Source organism: Candidatus Polarisedimenticolia bacterium (genome assembly GCA_036004685.1).
Lineage (GTDB): Bacteria > Acidobacteriota > Polarisedimenticolia > Gp22-AA2 > AA152 > DASYRE01.
Map to the genome: position 1 here is coordinate 1 of DASYRE010000005.1, position 24614 is coordinate 24614.

At 66.9% G+C, this 24614-nt stretch carries 25 protein-coding genes, 1 tRNA gene and 1 other RNA gene; 7 read left to right on the forward strand and 20 right to left on the reverse strand.

Annotated features, from left to right (window positions below):
• Positions 1 to 1076: 1076 nt before the first annotated feature.
• A tRNA-Met gene (locus tag VGR67_00310) sits at positions 1077 to 1153 on the reverse strand.
• 167 nt (positions 1154 to 1320) lie between these two features.
• Here VGR67_00310 and VGR67_00315 point away from each other — a divergent pair.
• Complete coding sequence (locus VGR67_00315) at positions 1321 to 2982, forward strand: PPC domain-containing protein (GenBank protein ID HEV8334847.1); 1662 nt, start codon at positions 1321 to 1323, stop codon at positions 2980 to 2982.
• On the opposite strand, the gene VGR67_00320 is transcribed toward VGR67_00315, so the two are convergent.
• The 3 genes from VGR67_00320 to VGR67_00330 are packed head-to-tail and all read right to left on the reverse strand — an operon-like array spanning position 2966 to position 6032.
• Positions 2966 to 3319 (reverse strand): septum formation initiator family protein, encoded by a 354-nt coding sequence (locus VGR67_00320; GenBank protein HEV8334848.1) that lies wholly within the window; start codon positions 3317 to 3319, stop codon positions 2966 to 2968. The two genes, VGR67_00315 and VGR67_00320, sit on opposite strands and share 17 nt — an antisense overlap.
• Entirely contained in the window at positions 3316 to 4608 is a 1293-nt protein-coding gene (gene eno / locus VGR67_00325; protein ID HEV8334849.1) for a phosphopyruvate hydratase, read from the reverse strand. The genes VGR67_00320 and eno overlap by 4 nt, the downstream gene beginning before the upstream one ends.
• Positions 4609 to 4622: 14 nt before the next feature.
• Positions 4623 to 6032, reverse strand: coding sequence for a phosphoglucomutase/phosphomannomutase family protein (locus VGR67_00330; GenBank protein ID HEV8334850.1), 1410 nt, complete (start codon positions 6030 to 6032; stop codon positions 4623 to 4625).
• A 191-nt stretch (positions 6033 to 6223) separates the two neighbouring features.
• Here VGR67_00330 and cutA point away from each other — a divergent pair, with 191 nt between their 5' ends.
• Positions 6224 to 6562 carry a divalent-cation tolerance protein CutA gene (cutA, locus tag VGR67_00335; protein HEV8334851.1) on the forward strand — a complete coding sequence of 113 codons (339 nt, stop codon included), beginning with the start codon at positions 6224 to 6226 and terminating at the stop codon, positions 6560 to 6562.
• Between the two features lie 4 nt (positions 6563 to 6566).
• Here the strand turns inward: cutA and VGR67_00340 are convergent, their stop codons facing one another.
• Positions 6567 to 7706 (reverse strand): PLP-dependent aspartate aminotransferase family protein, encoded by a 1140-nt coding sequence (locus tag VGR67_00340; GenBank protein ID HEV8334852.1) that lies wholly within the window; start codon positions 7704 to 7706, stop codon positions 6567 to 6569.
• 248 nt (positions 7707 to 7954) lie between these two features.
• Between VGR67_00340 and VGR67_00345 the strand changes: the two genes are divergently transcribed.
• Positions 7955 to 9262: a hypothetical protein gene (locus VGR67_00345; protein HEV8334853.1), complete on the forward strand. Its 1308-nt coding sequence runs from the start codon at positions 7955 to 7957 to the stop codon at positions 9260 to 9262.
• Positions 9263 to 9278: 16 nt separating this feature from the next.
• The gene (locus tag VGR67_00350) at positions 9279 to 9569 is read left to right on the forward strand and encodes a DUF1330 domain-containing protein (protein HEV8334854.1); all 291 of its coding nucleotides are present in this window, start codon (positions 9279 to 9281) and stop codon (positions 9567 to 9569) included.
• A 77-nt stretch (positions 9570 to 9646) separates the two neighbouring features.
• Here the strand turns inward: VGR67_00350 and VGR67_00355 are convergent, their stop codons facing one another.
• Positions 9647 to 10429: a hypothetical protein gene (locus tag VGR67_00355; GenBank protein ID HEV8334855.1), complete on the reverse strand. Its 783-nt coding sequence runs from the start codon at positions 10427 to 10429 to the stop codon at positions 9647 to 9649.
• Positions 10430 to 10750: 321 nt separating this feature from the next.
• Here VGR67_00355 and VGR67_00360 point away from each other — a divergent pair, with 321 nt between their 5' ends.
• Positions 10751 to 11260, forward strand: a complete 510-nt coding sequence (locus tag VGR67_00360; GenBank protein HEV8334856.1) for a metallophosphoesterase family protein — start codon at positions 10751 to 10753, stop codon at positions 11258 to 11260.
• Positions 11257 to 12225 carry a DUF1028 domain-containing protein gene (locus tag VGR67_00365; GenBank protein ID HEV8334857.1) on the forward strand — a complete coding sequence of 323 codons (969 nt, stop codon included), beginning with the start codon at positions 11257 to 11259 and terminating at the stop codon, positions 12223 to 12225. The genes VGR67_00360 and VGR67_00365 overlap by 4 nt, the downstream gene beginning before the upstream one ends.
• A 172-nt stretch (positions 12226 to 12397) precedes the next feature.
• Here the strand turns inward: VGR67_00365 and VGR67_00370 are convergent, their stop codons facing one another.
• From VGR67_00370 to VGR67_00380, 3 genes are all read right to left on the reverse strand, one after another.
• A complete protein-coding gene (locus tag VGR67_00370) occupies positions 12398 to 12796 on the reverse strand; it encodes a hypothetical protein (GenBank protein ID HEV8334858.1) in 399 nt (132 codons plus the stop codon).
• Between the two features lie 32 nt (positions 12797 to 12828).
• Positions 12829 to 13818 carry a hypothetical protein gene (locus tag VGR67_00375; GenBank protein ID HEV8334859.1) on the reverse strand — a complete coding sequence of 330 codons (990 nt, stop codon included), beginning with the start codon at positions 13816 to 13818 and terminating at the stop codon, positions 12829 to 12831.
• 88 nt (positions 13819 to 13906) lie between these two features.
• Positions 13907 to 14344 carry a GatB/YqeY domain-containing protein gene (locus VGR67_00380; protein HEV8334860.1) on the reverse strand — a complete coding sequence of 146 codons (438 nt, stop codon included), beginning with the start codon at positions 14342 to 14344 and terminating at the stop codon, positions 13907 to 13909.
• Between the two features lie 93 nt (positions 14345 to 14437).
• On the opposite strand from VGR67_00380, the gene VGR67_00385 reads away from it, so the two are divergent.
• Positions 14438 to 14890: a hypothetical protein gene (locus VGR67_00385; GenBank protein ID HEV8334861.1), complete on the forward strand. Its 453-nt coding sequence runs from the start codon at positions 14438 to 14440 to the stop codon at positions 14888 to 14890.
• 18 nt (positions 14891 to 14908) lie between these two features.
• On the opposite strand, the gene VGR67_00390 is transcribed toward VGR67_00385, so the two are convergent.
• The 11 genes from VGR67_00390 to pheT all read right to left on the reverse strand — a co-directional run bounded on the left by VGR67_00390 (position 14909) and on the right by pheT (position 24607).
• A complete protein-coding gene (locus VGR67_00390; protein ID HEV8334862.1) occupies positions 14909 to 15784 on the reverse strand; it encodes an NAD(+)/NADH kinase in 876 nt (291 codons plus the stop codon).
• Positions 15781 to 16590 (reverse strand): TlyA family RNA methyltransferase, encoded by an 810-nt coding sequence (locus VGR67_00395; protein HEV8334863.1) that lies wholly within the window; start codon positions 16588 to 16590, stop codon positions 15781 to 15783. The genes VGR67_00390 and VGR67_00395 overlap by 4 nt, the downstream gene beginning before the upstream one ends.
• A gap of 28 nt (positions 16591 to 16618) precedes the next feature.
• Positions 16619 to 17509, reverse strand: coding sequence for a farnesyl diphosphate synthase (locus tag VGR67_00400; protein ID HEV8334864.1), 891 nt, complete (start codon positions 17507 to 17509; stop codon positions 16619 to 16621).
• A 1-nt stretch (position 17510) separates the two neighbouring features.
• Positions 17511 to 17792 carry an exodeoxyribonuclease VII small subunit gene (xseB, locus tag VGR67_00405; GenBank protein HEV8334865.1) on the reverse strand — a complete coding sequence of 94 codons (282 nt, stop codon included), beginning with the start codon at positions 17790 to 17792 and terminating at the stop codon, positions 17511 to 17513.
• Positions 17773 to 19161 carry an exodeoxyribonuclease VII large subunit gene (gene xseA / locus VGR67_00410; protein HEV8334866.1) on the reverse strand — a complete coding sequence of 463 codons (1389 nt, stop codon included), beginning with the start codon at positions 19159 to 19161 and terminating at the stop codon, positions 17773 to 17775. Before xseA ends, xseB begins: the two co-directional genes overlap by 20 nt.
• 19 nt (positions 19162 to 19180) lie before the next feature.
• Complete coding sequence (locus tag VGR67_00415) at positions 19181 to 19975, reverse strand: TIGR00282 family metallophosphoesterase (protein HEV8334867.1); 795 nt, start codon at positions 19973 to 19975, stop codon at positions 19181 to 19183.
• 4 nt (positions 19976 to 19979) lie between these two features.
• On the reverse strand, positions 19980 to 21536 hold the full coding sequence (gene rny / locus VGR67_00420) for a ribonuclease Y (protein HEV8334868.1): 1557 nt from the start codon (positions 21534 to 21536) through the stop codon (positions 19980 to 19982).
• Positions 21537 to 21633: 97 nt separating this feature from the next.
• A non-coding RNA gene (gene ssrS / locus VGR67_00425) (6S RNA) lies at positions 21634 to 21810 on the reverse strand.
• Between the two features lie 69 nt (positions 21811 to 21879).
• Positions 21880 to 22185, reverse strand: a complete 306-nt coding sequence (locus VGR67_00430; protein HEV8334869.1) for a cell division protein ZapA — start codon at positions 22183 to 22185, stop codon at positions 21880 to 21882.
• A gap of 41 nt (positions 22186 to 22226) precedes the next feature.
• Positions 22227 to 22535, reverse strand: coding sequence for a hypothetical protein (locus VGR67_00435; GenBank protein HEV8334870.1), 309 nt, complete (start codon positions 22533 to 22535; stop codon positions 22227 to 22229).
• Positions 22536 to 22546: 11 nt separating this feature from the next.
• Positions 22547 to 24607 (reverse strand): phenylalanine--tRNA ligase subunit beta, encoded by a 2061-nt coding sequence (pheT, locus tag VGR67_00440; protein HEV8334871.1) that lies wholly within the window; start codon positions 24605 to 24607, stop codon positions 22547 to 22549.
• Positions 24608 to 24614 lie beyond the last annotated feature (7 nt).

The window sequence follows — 24614 nt, forward strand, 5'->3', positions numbered from 1 at the left end:
ATATCGTGGCATAGCGAATCGTCTGAACCGGGACGGTATCCCCTCACCCCGAGACGGCCAGTGGTCCACCAACACCCGGTCGAAGTGGAGCGTCGGAACCATCCGCGCCATCCTCAAAAACCCCGCCTATCGAGGGGACTCTGTTTGGAACAGGAAGACATTCGCGAAGTTTCACCGGGTTAGCGAGGGCACTGCATTGGCAAGGCCCCGTGTCGAGGCGGGGAAGCCCCGCGAGAATCCGGAAGATCGGTGGATTGTCGTGTCGGGCACCCACCCTCCTTTGTTGCCACCTCGTGTCTTCGACCGGGCACAGGAGCTGATGAGCGCCCGGAGGCAGGGGAGCGGTACAAGGAGCTTTCGGGCGGGAAGCGCCCTGCGCTCCCCCTATCTATTTTCCGGTCTCCTTGAATGCGGACGTTGCGGGCAGAAATACCAGGGCCGGGGCGTGAACAGCACGAAGAGGCGCATCGACGGCTCGAAAATCCGGACCCTCTACTACGCCTGCGGTGGGTATGTCATGAAGGGATCCCACGCCTGCGAAAGATTCCTCCTTAGGAAGGATCCCGTGGAAGGAGCCCTCCTTGAGGTCGTCCGCGGTCAGATGGAGAAACTACTTTCGGGCGGGGGAGAGCGCATCCTCCGCGGGTACATCGAGGAGGAGATTGCCGCTCGCGGGGAGGATCCGCGGGTGGAGAGGGACCGGGTCCAGGGTCGGATCGCCGAGATCGACCGGCTGGCGTCCGTACTGTTGGACGGAATCTCCTCCGAGAACCGGGCTTTCGTGGACAGCAAGCTTCGTGACTTAGCCGCCGAGAAAAAGAGCCTTGTCGGCCGCCTGGAGTCGCTTGGGGCCATTTCCAGCGACAACTTGGACCCTGAGGTCATCCTTCAGCAGGGAAGAGCCGCCTTGCAGGACCTGGCGCGGCTGATGGAGTTCGGGTGCCTTGAGGAACGGAAGGAATTTATCCGGGCTTTTGTGACCGGAGTCACGGTCCTTCCGGACGAAAAGCGCTTAGAAGTGCGTGTAAGAAAAATCCCGGCTTCGGTATCGCTGAAGCCGGGATCGTCTGTAGAGTTGGTAGCGGGGGCGGGATTTGAACCCGCGACCTTTGGGTTATGAGCCCAACGAGCTACCAGGCTGCTCCACCCCGCGTCGCTGATCAAATGGTGTGGCATTATAAGAAGATTGGCAGCAAAGTGTCAAGGCGGGTTGGTGATAAGATTGGGGCCAAGAATTCCTGTCAGATATTCCTTGACGTAACAGATAGGGGCGGGTATATGAGAGTCAACATTGGCCCTCACCTGTCGGAGAGGCCGCTCGTGATCGTTCGACGGTTGTTTGCTCTCATCCTTCCCTTGCTGTTCGGGTTGGCGGCCTCGCCTGTCGAAGCTGCCTGGACCGCGAGCGGCACGTTCCTCTATCAGGACCGCGAGTTCGACGAGAACGGCTTCACGGGCGCGACTCCCAACTTGCCCGTCCGTTTCGCGAAGGTGGAGGTCCGCTATTTCAAGCAAAGCGGAGGCACGACGCTGCTGGCGACGGGGGCCACCGACGCCGCAGGAAACTATTCCATCCTCGTCAGCGACACCTCGACACGCGACATCATGGTTCGCGCGCTGACGGCCTCCGGCGTGGCCGACCTGTTCCTGGAGGTCACGAACGTCGTCGGCACGGTCAGCAACTACGCCGTGACGACGCCCACCTTCTTCGCGCACGCCCCAGTGAACCTCAACGCGGGAACCGTCGTCGCGCTCGCGGGGGCCGGCGGCGAGCCCTTCAACCTCTTCGACGTCGGCTTGAATACGGAGGATTACCTCGCGCACCTGAACGGGAGCCGCCCGAGCTCGACCCATGAGCTCATCATCCAGTGGGAGAACCTGTCGGGCGTGACGGTCAACAGCTACATCGGCAACAACACGGTGCGCGCGGCCGACACCTCCGGATACAATGACACGGTCATCCAGCACGAGACCGGCCACTACGCGGTATTCAACTTTTCCGCCACCGATTCTCCGTTCGGCTTTCACCGGCTGAGCAATTGCAAACAGGATCTCCGGCTGGCGTTCGATGAAGGATTCGCCACCTACTTCGGACAATCGGTCCGGAAGTACCTGAACCTGCCCAACCCCCACCTTTACGTCAAGACGACCGGCGCGGTCGGCCCGGGGAACCTCGATTTCTACTTCAACGTCGAGGACGAGGTCCCGTTCACCTGCAGCGAGTCGACCAGCGAAGTGACCGTCTATGCGGCCCTGTGGGATCTCGTCGACGGCGCGACCACCCCCGACGAGACTCCGGGGGTGGACGAGGGCTGGGACCCGCTGGCGGTGAGCGACACCGTCGTCTGGGACATCATGCGAAATTACATGCCGGGCGCCGTCAACAAGAGCGCCGAGGATTTCTGGGACGGATGGTTCGTCCTGGGCAAGGGACTGGACTCCTCCTTCCGGACGGTGTTCGTGCAGCATGGCATGGAATTCATCGACGACCTCGCGGAGAACAACGACACCACCGCCGGCGCCCTGGGGATCGCTCCCGACGGAGTGCCCCTCCACGCCACCTATTTCAGGCCGCTGGCGAGCGGTGCGGGCACGACCGACGTCGACTATTTCAAATTCTTCGGAACGGCGGGGCACGATTTCCGGATCGAGACGACGGCTCTGACGGGGGACGCCAACACCTCCCTGGTTCTTCTCGGGCCGGACGGAGTCACTCCGATCATGTCGAATGACGACCGGGGGGGCGGCGAGAAGTCGTCCCTGATGATCTTCAACTCTCCCGCCAGCGCCACGTACTACGTCAAGTCCTTCCACGGCCCCGGCCTCGGAATCTACGGCTCCTACGACGTGGTCATCAGCGGCGCCGTCGTGGCCGGTGGATCCAGCCCCCCGCTCGTGACGCAGTCGCCCAAATTCACGAGGCGTCCGATGCTGAACGAGGGGGACAGCCCGACGGTTTCCGGACTCAGTTCCCAGGATTGAAAATCGCGCGGGCGCCGGGGTCTTCCCGGAACACGAAGGTGATCTCTCCGGGACGGGCGTAGCCGAGATCTTCCCGGGCGATGCGCTCGATCGCGAGCGGATCCTGCCGGAGGGCGCGGATTTGCTCGTGCAAGGAGGCGTTCTCCTGGCGCAGCGCCAGGACCTCGAAGGAGATCTGCTGATAGGTCGATTTCTTCCGCCAGACCTCGAAGAGCCCGCGGTCGCCCAGGATCGAACGGGCCACCAGCGCGAGGATGGCGCACAGGCTCACGGTGAGCAGGAGCCTTTTGCCGATCGAGACCGGCTCCCGGCGCGGCTGCCGTGCCGGGAGCGTCACCGTCTGCCTCCCGCCGCATAGACTTCAAACCCGCGATACCGGGCTCGATCCGACAGCTCCTCTTCGATGCGCAGGAGCCGATTGTATTTCGCGACCCTTTCGGAGCGCGCCGGCGCACCGGTCTTGATCTGTCCGAGGTTGAAGGCCACCGCCAGATCGGCGATCGTCGTGTCCTCCGTCTCGCCCGAGCGATGGGAGACGACGCAGGTGTACCCGGCGCTCCGGGCGAGATCGATCGTCTCGCGCGTCTCGGTGAGCGTGCCGATCTGGTTGAGCTTGATGAGGACGGAGTTGGCCACCTTCTGGCGGATTCCCTCCCGGAGAATCGCGGGATTGGTCACGAAGAGGTCGTCTCCGACCAGCTGAATCTTCTCTCCCAGCGCGCGCGTCAAGCCGGCCCATCCCTCCCAGTCGCCCTCCGCCATCCCGTCTTCGATGCTCACGATCGGGTATCGGGCCACGAGGCCGGCGTAGAAGTCCACCAGCTGCGCGGAAGTCTTTTCGGGCGGCGACTCGGCCTTCAGCCGGTAGACGCCGTCCTGGTGGAATTCCGACGCCGCCGAATCGAGGCAGAGAACGGCATCGCGCCCCGGAGCGTAGCCCGCCTGCTGGATCGCCTCGACGATGCAGTCCAGCGCCTCGGCGTGCGAGCGGAAACTGGGGGCGAAGCCGCCCTCGTCGCCGACGGTCGTCGAGAGCCCCTTCTTCTTGAGGACCGCTTTCAGCTGCTGGTAGATTTCGGCCGCCATCCTCAGCCCTTCGCGGAACGAGGCGGCCCCGGCGGGCGCGACCATGAACTCCTGGAGATCGAGGTTGTTGTCGGCATGGACGCCGCCGTTGACGATGTTCAACATCGGGACCGGAAGCTCCACCGCCGCGTCGCCGCCGAGCGCGCGGTAGAGGGGAAGCCGCAACGAGGCGGCCGAGGCCCGGGCCACCGCGAGCGAGACCCCCAGCAGAGCGTTCGCGCCCAGCCTGCTCTTGGCCGGAGTCCCGTCCATTTCGATCATGCGGCGGTCCAGCGCGGCCTGGCTCGCGGCCTCCATCCCCGAGAGCTCGGGGGCGAGGACGGAATTAACGTTCTCCACCGCCCGCAGGACCCCTTTTCCGGCGAAGCGCTTCGGATCTCCGTCCCGCAGCTCCAGGGCCTCCCGGGAGCCGGTGGAAGCGCCCGACGGGACGGCCGCCGATCCGCGCGCGCCGTCCGACAGGACGGCCTCGACCTCCAGGGTCGGGTTGCCGCGCGAATCGAGAATCTCACGGGCGGTCAGTGATTGGATTCGAGCCATCGATCCTTCCCCCCTCAGGGATTCAGGACGAGCGACCGGCCGGCATCCAGCAGCCGCGCCAGGTCCTTCGGGCTGCGCGCCTCGGCGTAGCAGCGGACCAGCGGCTCCGTCCCGGAAGGACGCAAGAGGAGCCAGGAGGCGTCCTGCAGGAGCATGAGCGTGCCGTCGGTCGTGCGCACCTCGGTGACGCGCTTTCCGGCCAGCGAGTCGGGCGGGCTCTCCAGCCGGCGGCGGAGGGCGATTACCTCTCCGGGGCCCATCCGGAAATCGCGGCGCGCGGAGTGCCGCGGCCCGACTTTGCGGAACAGGAGCTGAATCTGGCGCCGCAGGCTGGCTCTTCGCCGGGCGACCATCTCCGCCACGAGACATCCCGCCAGGATGCCGTCCTTCTCCGGCACGTGCCCCGACACGGAGAGTCCGGAGCTTTCCTCGCCGGCCAGGAAGACCTTCCCGTCCAGGAGGAGGTCACGGAAGTACTTGAAGCCGACGGGAGTTTCGAAGTGGGCCACACCGTGATGCTCCGCCACGTCGTCGAGGAGGTGCGTCGTCGCGACCGTGCGCGCGACCCCCGACCGGTAGCCTCGCGTCTCCAGGAGATAGTCGGCGAGCAGGGCGAGGATCAGGTTGGCGGCGACGTAATGGCCGCCCCGATCGACGATCCCGAAACGATCGGCGTCGCCGTCGGTGGCGAGACCCAGATGCGCCCCCGTGCGGCGCACCTCCGCGCACAGCTCGTCGAGGTGCTTTTCATTGGGATCCGGTCCGCCTCCTCCGAAGAGCACGTCACGGCGGTCCCGGATCGTCGTCACGCGGGCGACGGGGGAGAGCAACGCCTGCGAATAGCCCCTTCCGGCGCCGTACAACGGGTCACACACCAGCCGCAGCCGGCCGCGGCCGAGCGCTTTCCGATCGATGATGCGCAGGATCGCGGCGCGATACGGGCCGGAGGGGTCCACCGTGCGAAGCTCGGAAGGCCGCGGTTGCGGGGCCGGAGATCCGTCGTGGATCTCGGCGATCAGCGCCTCGATCCGCCGGGTCGTCTCCGGCGGGGCGGGCGCGCCGTCCCGCGTCGAGAATTTCAAGCCGTTGTACTCGGCCGGATTGTGGCTCGCGGTGAGGTTGATGCCGCCGTCGAGTCGCCCGCGCCGGATCGCGTGGGCCACCACCGGAGTCGGCACGAAATCGGCAGCCAGGCGAGGCCGGACCCCTTCCGTCAGGAGCACGGAAGCGACGTCGCGGGCGAGCTGCTCGGAGAGGAAGCGCGTGTCGTAGCCGACGAACAGGCTCGGCGCGCGCCGCCGGTTCTCTTCGTGGACGAGACGAGCGATAGCCCGGGTCGCCCGCCGCAGGTTGAAGAAGGTGAAGTCGTCGCTGAGGATCCCCCGCCATCCGGACGTGCCGAAGGCGATCGGTGTCGGAGCCATCGGACCGGATTCTCCGCCAGGACGTTCGTCCGAGCAGGCATTCCGGGAGGCTTTCGCCTCCTGCCAGCCCGGTGCGGCGCCGACTATAGCACAGGGCCGATCTCATGACAAGGAAAGGATTTGGAGCGATTCGTGCCTTGACACGCCGCAGGGCGGGGACTATACTTCGAGCGTCAAGGAGATCTCCTTCCATGGAAAATGAAACCGTTCTGGTTCTCTCGACGGCTTCCTCGGAGAAAGAGGCGATCTCGATCGCGCAGGCCCTGGTGGATCAGGAGCTGGCCGCCTGCGTCAACGTGGTTCCCGCCATCCGATCGATCTATCGCTGGAAAGGCAAGATCTGGAACGAGGTGGAGAACATGATGTTCATCAAGACCACCTCGCAGCAGTTCGAGGAAGTCAAGAAGACGATCAAAGAGCTGCACTCCTACGAGCTTCCCGAAGTGCTCCTCTTGAAGATCGACGACGGCGAGAAGAACGTGCTGAACTGGATCGGCTCGTCGGTGAAGGGCGGCCGCGAGCGCTTCTAGTCCATCAGACGGCCGCGAGCCCCTGCTCCAGATCCGCCACGATGTCCTCCACGTCCTCGTTGCCCACCGAAATCCGGATCAGGCCCGACGTGAATCCCTGACGCTCCCGCTCCGCCTCTGGGATCGAGGCATGGGTCATGGTGCCCGGATGGCAGATGAGCGTCTCGACTCCCCCCAGGCTTTCGGCCAGGGCGCACAGGCGCAAGCGATCGAGGAAACGCTTGGCGCGGTCGAAGTCGCCCAGGTCGAAGGAGATCATCCCGCCGAAGCCGGAGCATTGGGTTCGCGCCAGCTCGTGCTGCGGATGGGACGGCAGGCCGGGGTAGAGGACGCGCCGCACCTTCGGGTGGGAATCGAGAAAGGCGGCGACCTGCCGCCCACCGGCATCGTGAGAGCGCATCCTCAGGTGCAGCGTCTTGATCCCCCTCAGGACGAGCCACGAGTCGAAGGGAGACAGGATGGCCCCGACGGAGTTCTGCGTGAATCCGATGCGCTCGGCATGGTCCCGATTCGAGGTGACCACGCATCCGCCGACGCTGTCGGAGTGGCCGTTGATGAACTTGGTCGTGCTGTGCAGGACCACGTCGATGCCGAAGGCGAGCGGCTTCTGAAAATACGGAGACATGAAGGTGTTGTCGACCACGGAAATGAGCGAGCGCCGCCGGGCCAGCTTCGCGGCCGGCTCCAGGTCGGTGAGGCTCATCAGCGGGTTCGTGGGCGTCTCGATGTAAAGCATGCGCGTGTCCGGGCGGATCGATCGCTCGGTGGCCTCCAGATCGCCGGTGTCGACGTAGGTGAAGTCGAGCCCGTATCCCCGGAGGATCCGCTCGAACAGGCGGTAGGTCCCTCCGTACGTCATGCTTGAGACGACGACGTGATCTCCCTTTCCCACCAGCGTCATCACTGCCGCGATCGCCGACATTCCCGAGGCGAAACAGAAGCCTTTCTCGCCCCCCTCGAGCGCGGCCAGGTTCTTCTCCAGGGCCAGCCGCGTCGGGTTGATGGTGCGGGCGTAGTCGTATCCTTTGCTCTTGCCCAGCGCTTCCTGCACATAGGTCGAAGTCTGGTAGATCGGAGTCATGATCGCGCCGGTGGTCGGATCGGGATCCTGCCCCGCGTGGATGGCGTCCGTGGCGAAACCCATCGTCGCTCCTCTCGTGATGCGTTCCTGGTGCGGGGATGATAGCCAACGCCTCGGAGGAGTGTCAAACCTCGAAACGCGCGCGCGGCCCGCTCTCCCGTGCCTTGCGTCCCGCGGATCGATGCGTCTATAGTGCCTCGCGGCAATCCGAGCCTCTCGATGTCCGGCCTGAACCCTCTGGGGTCTTCCCTGCGTAGGAGGAGACGGGACTCTCGAGGGCCGATTCGGGGCTTCTTCGACGGGAGGCAACCGTGGACCATTCTCTTCCAGACCCCTCGCGCAGGCTGGCGCTCGTCCTCCTGTCGTTCGCGTCCTTCCTCTTGGGAGCGAAGACTGCCCCGCCGGTTGAGGCGCCGGATCCCCGACCCTACGCGAAGAAGGCGCAGGCGGCCTTCGACGAAAAGGACTACGCCGCCTTCCGCGAGAACATGGAGAAGGCCGTCGAGCTCCGACCGGGCCACGCGGGATATCAGTACTACCTGGCGATGGCGGAGGCGCTCACCGGCAGAAAAGACCAGGCGCTTTACTGGCTCTCTCGCGTGGCCGGGGTCGGGCTCGCGTTCCCGGCCGCGGAAGAGAGCGCCTTCGAGTCGATTCGCGACTCCGAGGGTTTCCAGGGCATCCTGCGGCAATTCGAGGCCAACAAAGCCCCGGTCCATCGGAGCTCGATCGCATTCACCGTCGGCGAGCAGCGGCTCATCGCGGAAGGCCTGGCCTACGATCCGGGGAAGGATCGGTTCCTGATCGGAAGCGTCCACCGGAGAAAGATCCTGAGTGTCGCCCGGGACGGCAAGATCGCCACGTTCAGCGTCCCGGAAGATGGATTGTGGGGGGTCTTCGGCATGCGGGTCGACCCGGCAAGGCGGTTGCTGTGGGTCGCCAGCGCGGCGCTGCCGGAGATGGAAGGATACGGCCCCGAGGACGATGGGAAGACGGGTGTCTTCAAATACGATCTGAAAACCGGCAAGCTCCTGGCCCGGTATCTTCCTGCCGGCCGGGAGAGGAAGCACTTCTTCGGCGATCTGACGGTCGACGCGAAAGGGAGCGTGTTCGTCACGGACAGCGTCTCCCCGATCCTCTACACGATCGGCCGGCGGGACGATCGCCTGGAGCCCTTCGTCGAAGGTCCTTTCGTGTCGCTGCAGGGAGTCGACGTTTCCGCCGACGGCAAGCGGGTCTACGTCGCCGATTACTCCCGCGGGATCTTCGCGGTGGATCGCGCGAGCCGCGGGATGACGCTGCTGCCGGCCCCGGAGCGCAGCATTCTCCTCGGGATCGACGGCATCTACATCCGCGGGGATCGCCTCATCGGAGTGCAAAATGGCACCCGGCAAAACCGCATCGTCCGGCTGTCGCTGGACGAGGCGGCCTTGAAGGTGAAGTCGTTGGAGGTGCTGGAAGCCAACACTCCGGAGCTGGCCGGACCCACGCTGGGCGTCCGGGTCGGAGGCGATTTCTTCTACGTCTCCAACAGCGAATGGGACGCCTTCGACGCCGCGACGGGCCGGTTCGCGGAGGACAAGCTCCGCCAGCCGGTGATCCTCAAGGTTCCTTTCTGAGAAGGGAGGTGGAGGCGTGGCTGCCTATTTGATCGTCGAGATCGACGTTCGCGACCCGGCCGGCTATGAGGAATACAAGACGCTGGCGGCGCAGACCGTTCAGGGCTTCGGCGGGAGATATCTGGCGCGCGGCGGAGAGGCCCAGGCGCTGGAAGGGGACTGGACGCCGAGGCGCGTCGTCATCCTGGAGTTCCCGAGCGCAGACCGGGCGCGCGAATGGTGGTCCTCCAAGGAGTACGGCAAGGCCCGCGACATCCGGCGCCGCACGGCCGACGCCCGCATGATCCTGGTCGAAGGAGTCGCCTAGCACTCCAGGAGGAGAAAAAGAAACGGGGCCCGAAGGCCCCGTGAACAAGATTGATCTTGCCTCCGAGGAGGCGCGACTCAGCGGCCGTGGCCGTTTCCCTGGCCGTGCCCCTTCCCTTGGCCTTGGCCCTCTCCCTTGTTTCCTTTCCCTTTGCCTTTCGTGCCGCCCCGCGTCTCGCGGGAGTCGGAGCCGCCCCGCATCTGGCGGGAATCGGAGCTGCCCCGCGCCCCGTCCCGGCTGTCCGCGCCCCGGCGGTTCGCGGCCCAGGTCTGACGTCCATGCTTTTCCCGCCAGCGGTTCGCGGTGTAGGCCTCGACCCGCTTGCCCTGGCGTTGCGCGTCGATGACCGCGAACGGGCTCGCGCCGAAGTGCCGCGCGGCGGTTTGGACCTTCACCAGGCCGACGACGTCGCGATCGGCGAAGCGAACGCGACGATACGTGCCCGGCCGGGAGTTCTTCTTCCAGTATCCCCACGCGTTGCCGTAGGGCGGTCCGGGATCGCGATCCATTCCCACGAACAGGACGGACGGGCTGACGTTCAGCCTGAAGAAGACCTCGTTCCAAGGGTATCCTTCGTTCCGCAGGCTCAGAATGGCGCCCGGATCGCGGTGCGTGTGAAAGGCGAGGAACGCGATGACCGGGAAATCGTCCTCCGGGTACCGCATGCGCTCGATGACGGTCACCGGCATCGCCGGCCGCCAGACCTCATTCGACACGTTGAGGAAGATCCGAGTGTCCTCGTTGACGTTCATGCCCATGCTCACGTCGAAGCTGACGGCCGCATGAACGGCAGGAGCCGCTGTCAGGATCAACAGGACAGCGCCCAGGAAGTGCTTTCTCCCAAGAGACTGGAAATCCATCGTGGTCCCTCCTCGGCGAGTTTCGTACCGGGAGAATATAGGAGCCGGTGCGCCGAGGGTCAAGGCACGACGGCCGCGCCCTGCGCCGGGCAACCGGCTTGTTTCCAGCTCGATGGGAGCGTGCGGCCGCCCGGCATTTCAATGTCGTAATCGATCGAGCCGGCTGCTTCCGAACCTCGAAAAGGCCGGACGCGAGCCGGGATGGATCGGGGGCCGAATGTAACATGATTTTTGAGACGCGACACTAGGTTGACGATCCCCGCGGCGAGGTGTGAGAATCGGCGGCCACGGCCGCTTCCCCGATCCGAGGGCGTTGCTGCGATGCGAATCGGAGTGATCTCGGACACCCATGGACGCCTCGAAGCGCGCGTCCTCGATCTCTTCCAGGGCGTCGAGCGCATCCTCCACGCCGGGGACGTCGGAAGCGAGGAGGTGCTCGAGAGGCTCGAGTCCGTGGCTCCGGTCACGGCGGTTCACGGGAATGTCGACGAAGGGCCGCTCGTCGAGCGGCTGCGGGAAGTGGAGTGGCTCGAGGCCGGCGGCCTTCGATTCCTGATTCTCCACCAGATCGGAAGCCCGGGGTGCCTGGCGGAGCCCGCCCGCCTCAGGATCCGGGAGCGCCGTCCCGACGTGGTCGTGTTCGGACATACGCACGCCGTCTGCGACCGGGTCGTCGACGGCGTCCGTTTTCTGAATCCCGGCGGCTCGGGGCCCCGTCGATTCGGTCTTCCCAGGACGGTCGCGCTGCTGGAGGCGAGCCGCGGCGAAATCGAAGTCCGCTTCGTGGGGATCGATGCCCCGGGCCTGGAGCGTGAAGGGGAGAACCGATGATGCGAAAAAGCAGGATGATCGTCCCGGCGGTGCTGCTGGCGGCGCTCTCGGCGGCCGCGGCTCCCCGAAGGAGCGCCGCGCCGCCGGCCAACCTGATTGCGACGTTTTCGATCGTGGCCTACGACCCGGCCAACGGCGACCTAGGAGTCGCCGTCACCTCCAAGTTCCCGGCGGTGGGAAACGGTGTGCCGTGGGCCCGCGCGGGGGTCGGCGCGGTGGCCACGCAGGCCGCCGCGAACCTTTCCTTCGGTGAGGGAGGGCTCGATTGGATGGTGCGGGGGGCGTCGGCGGAGGAGGCCCTTCGGAGAGTGATCGAGGCCGATCCGGGACGGGAGGAGCGGCAGGTCGGCATGGTGGACGCGCGCGGCAACGCCGCCACCTTCACCGGAAAGAACTGCTTCTCATGGGCGGGAGGCAGGACGGGAAAGCACTATGCCGCCCAGGGAAACATCCTGGTGGGGCGCGAGACCATCGAGGCGATGAGCCGGGCGTTCGAGCGGACGCGCGGCGAGCTTCCCGATCGGCTGGTGGCGGCGCTTTCGGCGGGCCAGGCGGCCGGCGGCGACCGAAGAGGGCGCGAATCGGCGGCTCTTCTGGTCGTCCGGAAAGGCGCGGGGTACGGCGGCAGAGGGGACCGTTGGGTCGATCTCCGGGTGGACGATCATCCCGATCCGGTCCGGGAGCTTCGCCGGCTCCTCGCGGTGCATCATCTCTATTTCGGCCGCACCGATCGATCGAAAGTGGTCCGTATCGACGCGGCCCTGGCGCGGGAGATCCAGCTGGTCCTGTCCCGAAGAGGATTCTATAAGGGGTCGATTCACGGAAAGTACGACGCCGCCACGCGCAAAGCCCTGGAGGACTACCTGGGATGGGAGAACCTGGAGGAGCGGATCCAGAAGGACGACACGATCGACGACGTCGTGCTCGCCTACATCCGGGAGCACGACGAGCCCGGCAGGCGGTAGCTCGTCCGCCGGAAAGAGGCGTCCCGTGTTGCGTCTGGCAATGGCGTCAACCGCGAGGCCGTCGAGGCGCCCGGATCACCCGGGGCGACGAAGTGCCGCGTGCCCCAAGCGGCACGCCGGCGAGGCGGGATGGATCAACGGTCGAGTGTAACGGGATTTCGGAGACGCGACCCTAGTCCTCGAAGCGAATGTCCTTCACCGCGCTGTTCACGATGAACACCCGGGTGTTGTTCTCGCCCGGGTCGGCAGGATAGAAGTAGAAGCCCTTCTTGTCCTTCCCATACCCCTGTGAGAAGCCCCACACCTTCTCGCCATCCTGGAACTCCACCACCGTCTTCTTCCCCAAGGAGGACTCCATGGCGAATTTCTTGGCGCGTTCCACCGAGCGGCGGGCCGCCCCCCATTCCTTGACGTAGAAGAGGGCCTTGAGCTCCTCCACGCGGATGACGGTCGGCATCCCCCCGCCCTCGCTGGGCAGGAGGTGGAAGGATTCGGAGGCCGGATGAAAATCCTGCGTCAACCCCCGCAACGTCCTGCCATCCTTGAAGTGAGCGACGACTTTGTCTTCCATGGGCCCCCCTTCGAATCGGCGCGCGGCGCGCGCTACAGATTGCCCGTGACGGCGATGGCGCCGTCCGTGGCGAACGGAGATTCCGCGTCCACGCTCGGGAAGAAGACGACCGGCAGATCGGCCAGGTCCTTGCGGACCGCGGAGCCGGGAGCGCCGGAGGAGGAGACGACCAGGCGGAAGTCCCCGATCCCTTCCTTCATGACGCGTATCGTCACGTTCGCGATGACCCGCGTTGTGCTGACCAGCACGGAAGGGCATCCCTGGCAGGTGCCGGAGACGCAGGTGTTCAGGCAGTCCGCGTCCTGCGTGCAAGTGCGGCCCGGAATGTTGGTGCAGAGGTTGCCGCTGCAATCCAGAGGGACGGAGTTGCATTCCGCGGTGCCCGAGCAGGAGGCGCCGCCGGACTCACAGAAAGAGCAGTCGGCGCTGGTCGAACAGCCCCGGTTCGGATCGTTCGAGCAGACCTTCGGCCCCGTCAGGACGGCGAACGCAGCTTGCAGAATCCCGAACGACCCGCAGGCGTCCCCGGCGGCGGTGCAGTCGGTGTCGGCTGTGCAGAACGTGCGGCCATCGCTCCGGCAGAACCTCGACCCGCCGGCGTTGGCCTGCTGGCGATTGTTCGTGCAGATCGGGCTGTTGATGCCGCAGCTCAAGTTCACCGTGTTGCAGGTCCCGAAGAGGGTGTTCTGGCCGGAGAGGCTCGCCACCTGGATGAAGGTGGAGTCGTAGCGGAACACCAGATCGACGTCGTCGATGTCCAGATCGGTGACGCCGGCGAAGTTCCTGATGACCACGTCCATCGAGATCGAGTCTCCGACGGTGATGACGTTGTCGAAGAAGACGACTCCTTTCGCCGACGGCAAAGACGCGGGTGGAGAGGCCGGCGGAGCATCCTGAGCCAGCCTGGCCCGGACCGTCGGCGTCAGGATCGGTTTCCTCTCGCCGCCCGAGCATTGGCCGAGAATCAGCACGCCCGCCAGCGGAGCGAGGAGGCGCAGCGATCGGTTCGATGGAAGCGGCATCGGGCGGCTAAGGTCCCCTCGGAGAGTACGGACTTGAATCCGAGCAGTATAGCCCCCGGCCGATCTCCTTTCAACCCGGCGGCTTGCGCTACTTAAGCCGCGCCCCGAGCAAGGCGCTGACCGCCTTGCCGTCCGCCTTCCCGCGGTGCCGCGCCATGAATTCCTTCATGGCCCGCCCCATGTCCTTCTTCTGGGTGATTCCCGTCTCGCGCAGCAGCTGATCCACGGCCTGCTCGAGCTCCTCCCCCTCCAGCTGCGCCGGCAGGTACCGCATGAGGACCCCCAGCTCCGCCTCTTCCTGCTGCACGAGATCGGGCCGGTTCCCTTTCCGGAAGGCGTCGATCGATTCCCGCCGGGCGCGGATCGCCTTCTGGATCAGCGCCGCGATCTCGTCCTCCCGCAGGTCCCGCTTCGTCTCGATGGCGGCGTAGCGAATCATGGAGAGCAGCAACCGCAGCGTGGAGACGGCGATCTTGTCGCCGGATTTCATCGCTTCTTTGAGGTCTGACTGGATGCGATCCATCATGAGCGTCACATCTCCTGCCGTCTTCCCAGCGTCCGAGTTTTTGACTCCCCCCCGGCGAGGCCCCTATAATAACGCCGTTTTCGGGAGGTTCGGATGGCTCCGGAAGATCCCGGCACTTCCTCGGAAGACGTCCCCGAGGCGCCCGCGAAGCGCTCCTCCAAATCGTCGCTGTTCATCGCTCTCGTCCTGGCCGCGGCCGCGGGCGCGTTTTTCCTGATGCGCCGGCCGGCGGCGGCGCCGGCGGGCGCCACCCCGGGGAGCGCCGCCTCGAAGGCCCCGGCGGCAGGGGTGGTCGTCGAAGCTCCGGTGAAGCTCAGCGCCGCCGCCTCGCTGGTGTCGGATCGGTTCCGTTGCCTTTGCGGGGAGTGTCACGACACGCTGGGAAGCTGCACCTGCACCCGGGACAAAGGGTCCAATGAGATGAAGACGACGCTCAATCGAATCGCCGCCGAGAAGAAGACGATCGCCGAGATCGAGGCGGCGATGGTGCAGAAGTACGGGCCCGGCGTCCTGATCGCCTCCACCCCCGCGCCGTCCGGCCGCTGATCCCTCGCGCTCCTTTCTTCAGCGCGCTCCCCAGCGCAGTTTTCGCCGCAGCACGTCGAAGTAGTTTCTCTGCCGTGAAACGATCAGCGGAAGGGAAGCGCTGCTGCGCCGGACGCTGAGGCGGTCCCCGGCCTTCATCGGGAAGCCCACCTGGCCGTCCATGGTGCAATAGACGTTTTCCGCCCCCGATTCCAGCGTGACCTCGATCCGCACGGAGTCGGGGACGACGAGCGGCCGGTTCGTCAGGGCGTGCGGGCAGATGGGGGTGATGCAGAAGGCCTGCAGGGAAGGAAGGACGATGGGCCCTCCGGCCGACAACGAATAGGCGGTGGAACCGGTGGGGGTCGAGACGATCAGGCCGTCGGAATGGTACGTCGCGACGAACTGCCGATCGATCTTCACGTTCATCTCCAGGATCCGGGCCAGGGCGCTCTTGTTGATGACCACGTCGTTCAGCAGCCGGTGGCCGGAGATCTTCCTCCGCCCGCGCACGAGGGAGGCGTGCAGCATCATCCGGGCCTCCACTTCGAACCGTCCCTGGAGGACCTCGTCGAGGACCGACTCCATCTCCTCCAGCCTCGTCTCGGTCAGGAAGCCGAGGCTTCCGAGGTTCACTCCGAGGACCGGAACGACGCGCCGGGCCATGTTCCGGGCCACTCCCAGCATGGTGCCGTCACCTCCCAGGACCAGCATGAGATCGACCGAGGCCGTCAGGGTGGGCAGCGTCCTCCCTTTGCCCTTCTGCCCGAGAAAGCGGGCGGTTTCGGGATCGCACAGAGTCCGCACCTTGCGGCGCGCCAGCAGAGAGAACAGCCGCTTGGCCGCTCCGCGGGAGGTGGGCGAGTGGAGCTTCGCCACGATGCCCACGGTTCGGAAGGGAGGAAGGGGACTCATCGGTGGGTGGCCTCCTGAATGCGATCCGTGAGCTCGGGCCCCTCCATGGAGGGGCCATGATTCCGGAAATGGAGGAAGAACTCCTTGTTGCCTTCGGCGCCCGGAACGGGGGAGAGAAAGACGTCGCACCCGCTCAAATGCACGGCGGCGCCGGCGGCGAGGATTTCCTGGATGACCCGCCGGTGCACCGACGGATCGCGCACGATCCCTCCCTTGCCGACCTCCCTCCTGCCCGCCTCGAACTGCGGCTTCACGAGCGCCGCCAGATCGCTGCCGGGCAAGAGCAGGCTCGCCGCCGGCCCCAGCACGAGGCGCAGCGAGATGAACGAAACGTCCACGACCGCCAGGGAGACGGCTTCCGGAATCATGCCGGGCTCGAGGAAGCGGGCATTGATCTTCTCCATCACGACGACCCTCGGGTCGCGGCGGAGCCGCTCGTGCAGCTGACCGAACCCGACGTCCAGGGCGTAGACCCGCCTGGCCCCTCGCTGCAGGAGACAGTCGGTGAACCCGCCCGTGGAAGCGCCCACGTCCAGGGCGATCCGATCGCGGGGATCGATTCCGAAGCGCTCCAGGGCGCCGGCCAGCTTCAGGCCGCCGCGGCCCACGTAGGGATGATCGGGGCCGGAGAGCTCCAGCCGGCAGGAGGCGTCGAAGCGCTCCCCCGCCTTGGCGGCGCGCCGGCCCTCCACCGCGACGCGTCCCGCCAGGATGAGGGCCTGAGCCCGTTCCCGGCTCTCGGCCAGACCTCGCGCCACCATCAGGAGATCGAGCCGCTCGCGCTTGGAGTCGCTCCCTTTCGCCATCGCCGGGTCGTCTCCGCGGGTGCGCCCCTCAGTGCGCCCGCCGAAGCACGAATTCGGCCAGGCTCGACAGCGGCTCCGAACGCTTTCCGAAGGGCCGCAGCGCCCGCTTCGCCCGCGCCACGGCGGCCGCCGCCATCACCCGCGATCGGGCCGTACCGAAGAGCGACGGATAGGTGGCTTTGCTCACGGCCCGGTCCTTGCCCGGGGACTTCCCCAGCTCCCGCCGCGTCCCTTCCTCGTCCAGAACATCGTCGACGATCTGGAAGGCGAGCCCGACCTCGCGACCGTAGCGCCGCAGCGCCTGCACGTCGCGGGGGAGGCCGCCGCCGAGGATGGCTCCGATCTCGGCGGACACGGTGAACAGGGCGCCGGTCTTGGAGGCGTGGATTCGTGAGAGATCGGACGGGGCGATGCGCTTTCCCTCGGCCTGCAGATCGCGGACCTGGCCGCCCACCATCCCTTCCATCCCGACGGCCCGGGCCACCCGCGCCAGGACTTGCGCGCGCCGTCCCTCGAAGCGGCGGCCCGCCGGCTCCTCCGCCAGGATCTGGAAGGCGAGGGAGTGCAACGCGTCGCCCGACAGGATGGCCAGCGCCTCTCCGAACTTCACGTGGGCGGTGGGCTTGCCGCGTCTCAAGTCGTCGTCGTCCATGGCGGGAAGATCGTCGTGGATCAGGGAGTAGGTGTGGATCATCTCCAGGGCACAGCAGGCGGGAAGCGCCCAGGCGTCCTTTCCTCCCACCGCGCGGCAGGCTTCCAGAGTCAGAACGGGGCGGATCCTCTTGCCGCCGGCCAGGACGGAATAGCGCATCGCGCGCAGCAGGGACGCGGGCGCGTCGCGGGCGGTCCGAAGCCGGCGGCCGAGCGCGGCGTCGATGACCCGGCGCCGGCTTTCCAGCCACGGACGCGCGCTCTCCATCTCATTCCTCCTCGCCGCCGCCCGCCGGTTCGTCCAGGTCGGCCCCGCCCGGCGCGAACGGCTCGGGGGTCCAGGCGCCGTCGGCCCCTTTCATCAGGATCTCGATCCGCTTCTCCGCCTCGTCGAGCTTCGTGCTGCAGAATCGGGAAAGGCGCACCCCTTCCTCGAAGAGCTTCAGGGCGTCGTCGAGCGGCAGATCGCCCCCTTCCAGATCCCGGACGATCCGCTCCAACCCCGCGAGCGCCTCCTCGAAACGGGGCTCCTTAGGTCCTTTCTTCATCATCCTGGGCATGGGTCACCTCACGTACGTCGCAGGCGATCCGCCCCCGGCGCAGCCGGACGTCGACCCGCCCGTGCTCGGGGAGCCTCCGGCTGTCGGTCACGAGGGCGCCGGTCCGAGGATCGAGGCACAGCGCATAGCCCCGGTCCAATACCGCGAGCGGGGAAAAGGAATCGAGCAGCGACGAGAGAGCCGCCCAGCGGTCGCGCCGTTCGGAGGCGATCCACCGGACCGCGGGCACCGCCCGCCGCAGCAGGGCCTCGGAGCGCAACCGTCGGGCCCCGACGTGAGCGGCCAGGAGGCGGGGCGACACGACCTCGGAGGCCCGGGCCAGCCTCCTGCCGCGCTCGAGGAGCTTCCGCCGGAGCGCCCCGCGCAGCGCCTCGCGGCGATCGTCCAGGCGCTGGAACAGGGCGTCGAGGCGGCCGCGCGTCGACAGCAGCGCGCGGCTGCGGCCCAGCCGGGCGCTGCGCTCTCGAAGATCGCGATGGATCAGACGGATCGACTGGTGGGAGCGGGACAGCAACGAGGCGATCCGCTCGCGCAGCTCTTCCTTGGTCGCCACCACCATCTCGGCGGCCGCGGAAGGGGTGGCGGCCCGCAGATCGGAGACGAAATCGCAGATCGTGAAGTCGATCTCGTGGCCCACGGCGGAGATCACGGGGATGCCTGATTCCAGGACGGCCCGGGCCAGAAGCTCCTCGTTGAACGGCCAGAGGTCCTCGAGCGACCCGCCTCCCCGGCACACGACGATCACGTCGACCCCTCCCAGGCGGTTGGCGCGCCGCACGGCGGCGGCAATCTCCGCGGCCGCCCCGTCCCCCTGGACGCGCACCGGGTGGATGACGATCCGCACGTTGGCGTAGCGCCGATCCAGGACATGCAGGAAATCGCGCAGGGCGGCGCCGGTCGGGGACGTGATGACCGCGATGCATTGGGGAAGGGCCGGAATGGGGCGCTTCCGCGACGGATCGAAGAGTCCTTCCGCCGCCAGGCGCCGCTTGAGCTGCTCGAATGCCAGCTGCAGCGATCCGCGGCCCGCCGGCTCCATCCACTGGCAGTTGATCTGGAAGGCGCCGCGCGCCTCGTAGAGCGAGATTCGCCCTCTCACGAGCACCTTGAGGCCGTCCTCGAGCCGGAACCGGAGCCCCAGGGCCTGCGTGCGGAACAGGACCGCGGAGATCTGGGAGGTCGCGTCCTTGAGCGTGAAGTAGCAGTGGCCCGAGCCGGGAGAGCGGAGATTGGAAACCTCGCCTTCCACCCAGACGTCGTAGAACGAGGACTCGAGCACGTCGCGCGCCAGCGCGTTGATCTCCGAGACGCCGTAGATGCGGCGCGTCCCGCCGACCGGTTTCAACGGAAGCTGATCCAACGCCGCTCTCCCTCCCCGCTCATTCGGCTCCCGCCGAGCCCGGCAGATCGAGGCGCTGGATTCCCCGCGCCCGGCCGGTGGCCTCGTCCACGTCCACGACCACGGCGCAGAGACGCGGATTCTTGCGCGCGCACGCGAAGCGCACGGGCATCTGCTGCAGGAATCTCCGGATCGCCAGCTCCTTCTCGACGCCGATGACCGAATCGCGCGCGCCGGTCATCCCGGCGTCGGTGATGACCGCGGTGCCCTGGGGCAGCACGCGCTCGTCGGCGGTCTGCACGTGCGTGTGGGTTCCGAGGACCGCCGAGACCCGCCCGTCAAGGTACCATCCCATGGCCACCTTCTCGGACGTGGCCTCCGCGTGGAAGTCGACGAGGATCACGCGAGCCCGGCCGCTGATCTCCGCGAGCACGCGATCCGCCGTCCGGAAAGGGCAATCCAGCGCGTTCATGAACACCCGGCCCATGAGGTTGATCACGGCGACCGGGATCCCGCCCGCGGTGGCTCCCATGTGGACGCCCGTGCCCGGGGCTCCCGGGGGATAGTTGTGCGGGCGCAGGAGATCGCGATGCTCCTCGATATACGGAAGAATCTCGGCCTTGTCCCAGATGTGGTTGCCGCTGGTCATGACGTGCAGGCCGCAGCCCTGCAGCTCCGCCGCCAGGGCCGGAGTCACGCCGAAGCCGTCGGCCGCGTTCTCCACGTTGGCCACGGCGTAATCGATGGAGTGCCGATCGATCAACCGGTCGAGGTGCTCGCGGACCAGGTTGCGGCCCGCCCGGCCGTTCACGTCGCCGATGAACAGGAGATTCATCCGATCACTTGGCGTAGTCGACGGCGCGGACTTCGCGGATCACGTTGACGCGCACTTGGCCGGGATAGTTCATCTCCCGCTCGATTTTCGAGGCGATGTCCTTGGAGAGCCAGATGACGTCGGCGTCCGTGACCTTCTCCGTCTCCACCAGGACCCGAAGCTCCTTGCCGGAACGCATCGCGTAGGCCCGGGCGACCCCCGGGAATCCGCGGGCCACCTCCTCCATGTCCTTCATCCTCTGGATCCAGATGTCCATGTTGTCGCGCCGCATCCCCGGCCGGGAGAGGCTGATCTTCCTCGCCAGGCGGAGCAGGATGGCGTCCAGGGAGGGCTCCGCCTCGCCGGGGTGGAGGCTGCGGATGACCTGGACGACCGCCGCATCCTCGCCGTGGCGCCCGGCGATTTCCGAGGCGAGGATCATCGGCGGCGTGTCGGTGCCGCTTTCGTCCACCATGCCGATCCCGCTGAGCAAGCCCGCCCGCTTCACCGTGTCCGCCGCCACTTCGAATTCGGCCGCCAGGGCGGCCGCCAGCGCGGCGGTCTCGCGGCAATGCTGCAGGAGGTTGTAACCGGAGACGACGAAGAACTTCATCTTGCCGACGAGGCGGGCCAGCATCTCCGGGAGGCTCACGATCCCGAGCTCGAACGCGGCGGTCTCGCCCGATTGGAGCATGATCTGGTCCGTCTCCTCCTTCACCTTCTGAACGACCTCCTCGATGCGACCCGGATGGATCCGCCCGTCCTCGACGAGCCGCTCGATCGACACCTTGGCGATCTCGCGTCGCAGGGGATTGAATCCCGAGAGGATGATGGCGCCGGGGGTGTCGTCCACGATGAGATCGATTCCGGTGGCCATCTCGAGCGCCCGGATGTTCCGTCCCTCGCGGCCGATGATCCGGCCCTTCATCTCGTCGTTCGGGAGCATGACCAAGGAGCAGGCTAAATCCACTATCTGGCCCACGGGAATCCTCTGGAGCCCCCCGGCGACGATGCGCCGCGCCTCGGCGTCGGAGCGCTCGCGCGTCTCCTCCTCGATCCGCTTGAGGGTGATGGCCGCTTCGGAGCGCGCCTGGGATTCCATCTCGCGCATCAGCTCCCGCTTCGCCTGCTGCGCGGTCATGGCCGCCATCCGCTCGAGACGCCCGCGCTGCTCGTCGATCAGAGCCTGCAGCTCCTGCTGCCGGGAGGCGAGGACGGCCTCCCGTTCCGTCAGGGCGTGGTCCCGGGTCTCCATCTCGGTCTGCTTCTGGGACAGCAGCGCGGCCTTGCGCTCCAGCAGGCGCTCCTGCTCCTCCGCCTGGCGCCGGGCGGCCTGCAGGTCGGCCCGCTTGGAGCGCATCTCCTGCTCGAAAAGCTCCTCCGCGGCGTCCGCCTTCTCGCGCGCCTCCAGCTCCAGCTCCTTGAGCCGGATCTCCGCCTGCTTCTCCGCGTCCTCCACGACCGCTCGCGCCCGCTGCTCCGCCTCGCTGCGCTTCCGGCGGATGAACGTCCGGTGGAAGAGATAGTCGACTCCCGCGAGGGCGGCGAACGTGGCGATGATGATCCCGAGGATCAGATCCAACGTCGATCTCCCGACTCCGGACGGGACCGGAGGCTGGGTCGAGGAATTCGTAGGTCCGCGGTTCGGAAGCGTTCGGGGGGTGCGGAGCGGGGCGGAAAAAACCCCCGCTCGGCCGTGAGGAACGGGTTATTTGAACCGGCCTGACCAGCCACGGGACCCTGCTCCCACTTCAGGCATCCTCGCGAGGAGGACGCTCACCGTGGGAAGACCCGGATCCCCGTTCAAATAATGTTGGCTCAAATTCGCCGTCCCTGCACGAACCTCGCAGGGGAATGGAATCCGCTTGCATGCTAGCCCTTCTCCCCCCCCGCGTCAAGGCGTCCGGCCGCCTCGCAGGCCGCCGCTACTTGCGGGCCGAGTCCGCGAGATCGCGGTCCAAGATCTCGACGAGCCGGCCCAGTCTATCGGAAACGATCCGATGATTCTCCTCTTCCGCCGTCCGCAGCTGAAAATGCTCGTCGGCGATGTTCAGGGCGGCCAGGATCGCCACCCTCAAGGAATCGACCGTCGCGGTGTGATCGGAAACCTCGCGCATCTTCCGATCCACGAACGCCGCGAGGTCGGTCAGATAGGACGAGTCTCCGTCCCCGCGCAGGTTGTAGGTTTGTCCGTAAATCTCGACCGGGATCATGCTCGGTGTCTTGTCCATGGAGGGTCTCCGAAAGCCTCCGCCCCCGACCGGGGAGAGGATCAGTTGTCCGCGTGGCCGCCGACCTGGATCTCGTCGATCCCCGAGAAGGTCTCCAGCATCCGGGTGACGCGACCGCGGATCTCCTGCCGTTCCTCCTGGAGGAGCTGGAGCTGCCGCGTGAGATCCTCGTTCCGGCGATTCTCCTCCTGGAGGCGGGAGAGGGTCTCTTCCGATTTTCGGACTTGCTCCCGCGCCTCCTTGAGCTGGGACGCCAACTGCGAATTCTCATGGCGCAGCCCGCGGATGACGTCGCTGACCCGCCGGATCCTTTCTTCGAGCTGTTCGAGTTCTTCCATTTCCGCTGCCAAGGAAGCCTCCTTCAGTTGCCGCGGAGGACGGCGCCGAGCCGGTCCCGCAGCCGTTGGACGATTCGATCCATCATGGCGGCCACCTCCCCGGAGACGAGGGTGCGCTCCGGGGCCTGAAAAACGATATTCACGGCCATGCTCACCTTGCCCTCGGGCACCTGCCGGCCCTGATACAGGTCGAACAGCGTCACCTTCGCGATCGGGGCGCCCTCTACGCTGCGGATGGTCTCCTCCACCTCCGCATACGTATGGCCTCGGTCCAGGATCAGGGCGAGATCGCGCCGGGCGGACGGTGTGCGGGACGAAGAGACGTGCCCGGGAATCCATCCCGCCGCCAGCCCCGCGAAGAACGCGGGGAGGCGAATCTCGGCGGCGACGACGGGATGCTGCGGAGCGAGCCCGGCGAATGCCGAAGCGAGGAGCTCCCCGGCGTGACCGCAGGGCTTCCCGTCGACCTCCAGCACCGCTCCCGTCCCTGGGCGCAGAAACGGACGGTCGGCTCCGCGCCAGACGGTCGCCCCGATGCCCGTCAGGCGGGCGGCCAGGTTCACGGCTCCCGTCAGGTCGAAGACGTCGGGCCCCCGGGACGGCTCGCTCCAGTGGGACGAAGTCCCCTGGCCTCCGCCGATCAGCGCCAGCGTCTCGATCTCCCGGGGCGGATCGCCCGGAGCCCCGGGATGGAAAACCCTGCCCGTCTCGAAAAGCCGGACCTCCTCAGCGCCATGGTTCAAGTTGTGGGCGAGATTCCGGAGAAGTCCCGGAAAGAGGGTGGTCCGGAGATGATCCTGGCCCTCCGTAAGGGGATTCGTGACCCGGACTCCGGGGCCTGCTTCGCCCAGCCGCTCGTTCTCCTCGGCCGAAACGAGACTCAGGTTCAGCGCCTCGGCGAATCCGCAGCGCACCATCGCCTCGCGCACCCTGCCGAGACGTCGCTCCGCCTCGGACCGTCCCTCGGGAAAGACCTGGGCACGGGGCAGGGTGGCCGGGATCTTCTCGTAGCCGTGATGCCGGGCGATCTCTTCGATCAGGTCCTCCTCCAGGGAAAGATCGACGCGGAACGAAGGAGTGGAGACGAGCCAAAGCGAGTCCCGGCTCTTCACGGCGCAGCCGAGGAGCTCGAGGATGCGCCGCATCTCCTCGACCGGAATCTCCACGCCGAGCATCCGGCCGACCCGATCGGGGCGGAAGGCGATCTCGCGCGCAAAGGGCGGGGCGGCCCGCGATTCGAGGCAGGCTGAGAGAATTCGCCCGCCGGCCGTCTCGCGGATCAGTCCGGCGCAGCGGTTCGCCGCCTTGAGCGTGATCTCGATGTCGGCTCCGCGCTCGAACCGGTGCGAGGCGTCGGTGTGGAGCCCCAGCCGCCGCGCGCTCCGGCGCACCGACACGGCGTCGAAATGCGCACTCTCGAGCAGGACCTCGGTCGTGGCCGGTGAAATCTCGGAATCCAGCCCTCCCATGACGCCGGCGACCGCGACGGCGCGCTGTTCGTCGGCGATGACCAGCGTCTCGGGATCGAGCTTCCGGGAGACGCCGTCGAGCGTCGTGAGGGGCTCGCCGGAGCGCGCCCGCCGCACGCGAACCTTCCGCCCCGCGAGACGCTCCAGGTCGAAGGCGTGAAGCGGCTGGCCCATCTCCCACAGGACGTAGTTCGTGGCGTCGACGATCGCGTTGATCGGCTTCTGGCCGATGGCCGCGAGGCGCCGGGACAGCCAGTCGGGGGATGGACCCACTTTCACGCCCCGGATCACGATCGCCGTGTAGCGGCCGCACAGATCCGGCGCTTCGACCTCCAGCGCCGCCCGGCTGGAGGCGGGCGCGGCATCGCGCGGGCCGGTCTCGGCGGAAGGCTCCGCAAGAGGACGCCGGCACGCGACCGACAGCTCCCGGGCCAGGCCGACGTGGTTCATGCAGTCGGGCCGGTTCGTGCTGACGTCGAAATCGAAGACGGTGTCGTCTCCGGCGCGCCCCAGGGAGTCGAGGGGGATTCCCACTTGAGTAAGGCGGATCCCCGCCGCGGCGGGATCTTTCCCCGGATCCACGTACTCCCTCATCCATTCGAGGCTGAACTTCACGGCTGCC

What these genes read in the sequence shown, in the direction of transcription:
- VGR67_00380 (HEV8334860.1), bottom strand. Translation starts at nt 14,344, where the DNA reads ATGATGGATCGCATCCAGTCAGACCTCAAAGAAGCGATGAAATCCGGC.
- VGR67_00430 (HEV8334869.1), bottom strand. Translation starts at nt 22,185, where the DNA reads ATGGACAAGACACCGAGCATGATCCCGGTCGAGATTTACGGACAAACC.
- VGR67_00385 (HEV8334861.1), top strand. Translation starts at nt 14,438, where the DNA reads ATGGCTCCGGAAGATCCCGGCACTTCCTCGGAAGACGTCCCCGAGGCG.
- eno (HEV8334849.1), bottom strand. Translation starts at nt 4,608, where the DNA reads ATGGCTCGAATCCAATCACTGACCGCCCGTGAGATTCTCGATTCGCGC.
- VGR67_00400 (HEV8334864.1), bottom strand. Translation starts at nt 17,509, where the DNA reads ATGGAGAGCGCGCGTCCGTGGCTGGAAAGCCGGCGCCGGGTCATCGAC.
- VGR67_00390 (HEV8334862.1), bottom strand. Translation starts at nt 15,784, where the DNA reads ATGAGTCCCCTTCCTCCCTTCCGAACCGTGGGCATCGTGGCGAAGCTC.
- VGR67_00375 (HEV8334859.1), bottom strand. Translation starts at nt 13,818, where the DNA reads ATGCCGCTTCCATCGAACCGATCGCTGCGCCTCCTCGCTCCGCTGGCG.
- VGR67_00395 (HEV8334863.1), bottom strand. Translation starts at nt 16,590, where the DNA reads ATGGCGAAAGGGAGCGACTCCAAGCGCGAGCGGCTCGATCTCCTGATG.
- VGR67_00360 (HEV8334856.1), top strand. Translation starts at nt 10,751, where the DNA reads ATGCGAATCGGAGTGATCTCGGACACCCATGGACGCCTCGAAGCGCGC.
- cutA (HEV8334851.1), top strand. Translation starts at nt 6,224, where the DNA reads ATGGAAAATGAAACCGTTCTGGTTCTCTCGACGGCTTCCTCGGAGAAA.
- VGR67_00355 (HEV8334855.1), bottom strand. Translation starts at nt 10,429, where the DNA reads ATGGATTTCCAGTCTCTTGGGAGAAAGCACTTCCTGGGCGCTGTCCTG.
- VGR67_00370 (HEV8334858.1), bottom strand. Translation starts at nt 12,796, where the DNA reads ATGGAAGACAAAGTCGTCGCTCACTTCAAGGATGGCAGGACGTTGCGG.
- VGR67_00365 (HEV8334857.1), top strand. Translation starts at nt 11,257, where the DNA reads ATGATGCGAAAAAGCAGGATGATCGTCCCGGCGGTGCTGCTGGCGGCG.
- VGR67_00340 (HEV8334852.1), bottom strand. Translation starts at nt 7,706, where the DNA reads ATGGGTTTCGCCACGGACGCCATCCACGCGGGGCAGGATCCCGATCCG.
- VGR67_00330 (HEV8334850.1), bottom strand. Translation starts at nt 6,032, where the DNA reads ATGGCTCCGACACCGATCGCCTTCGGCACGTCCGGATGGCGGGGGATC.
- xseB (HEV8334865.1), bottom strand. Translation starts at nt 17,792, where the DNA reads ATGATGAAGAAAGGACCTAAGGAGCCCCGTTTCGAGGAGGCGCTCGCG.
- VGR67_00415 (HEV8334867.1), bottom strand. Translation starts at nt 19,975, where the DNA reads ATGAATCTCCTGTTCATCGGCGACGTGAACGGCCGGGCGGGCCGCAAC.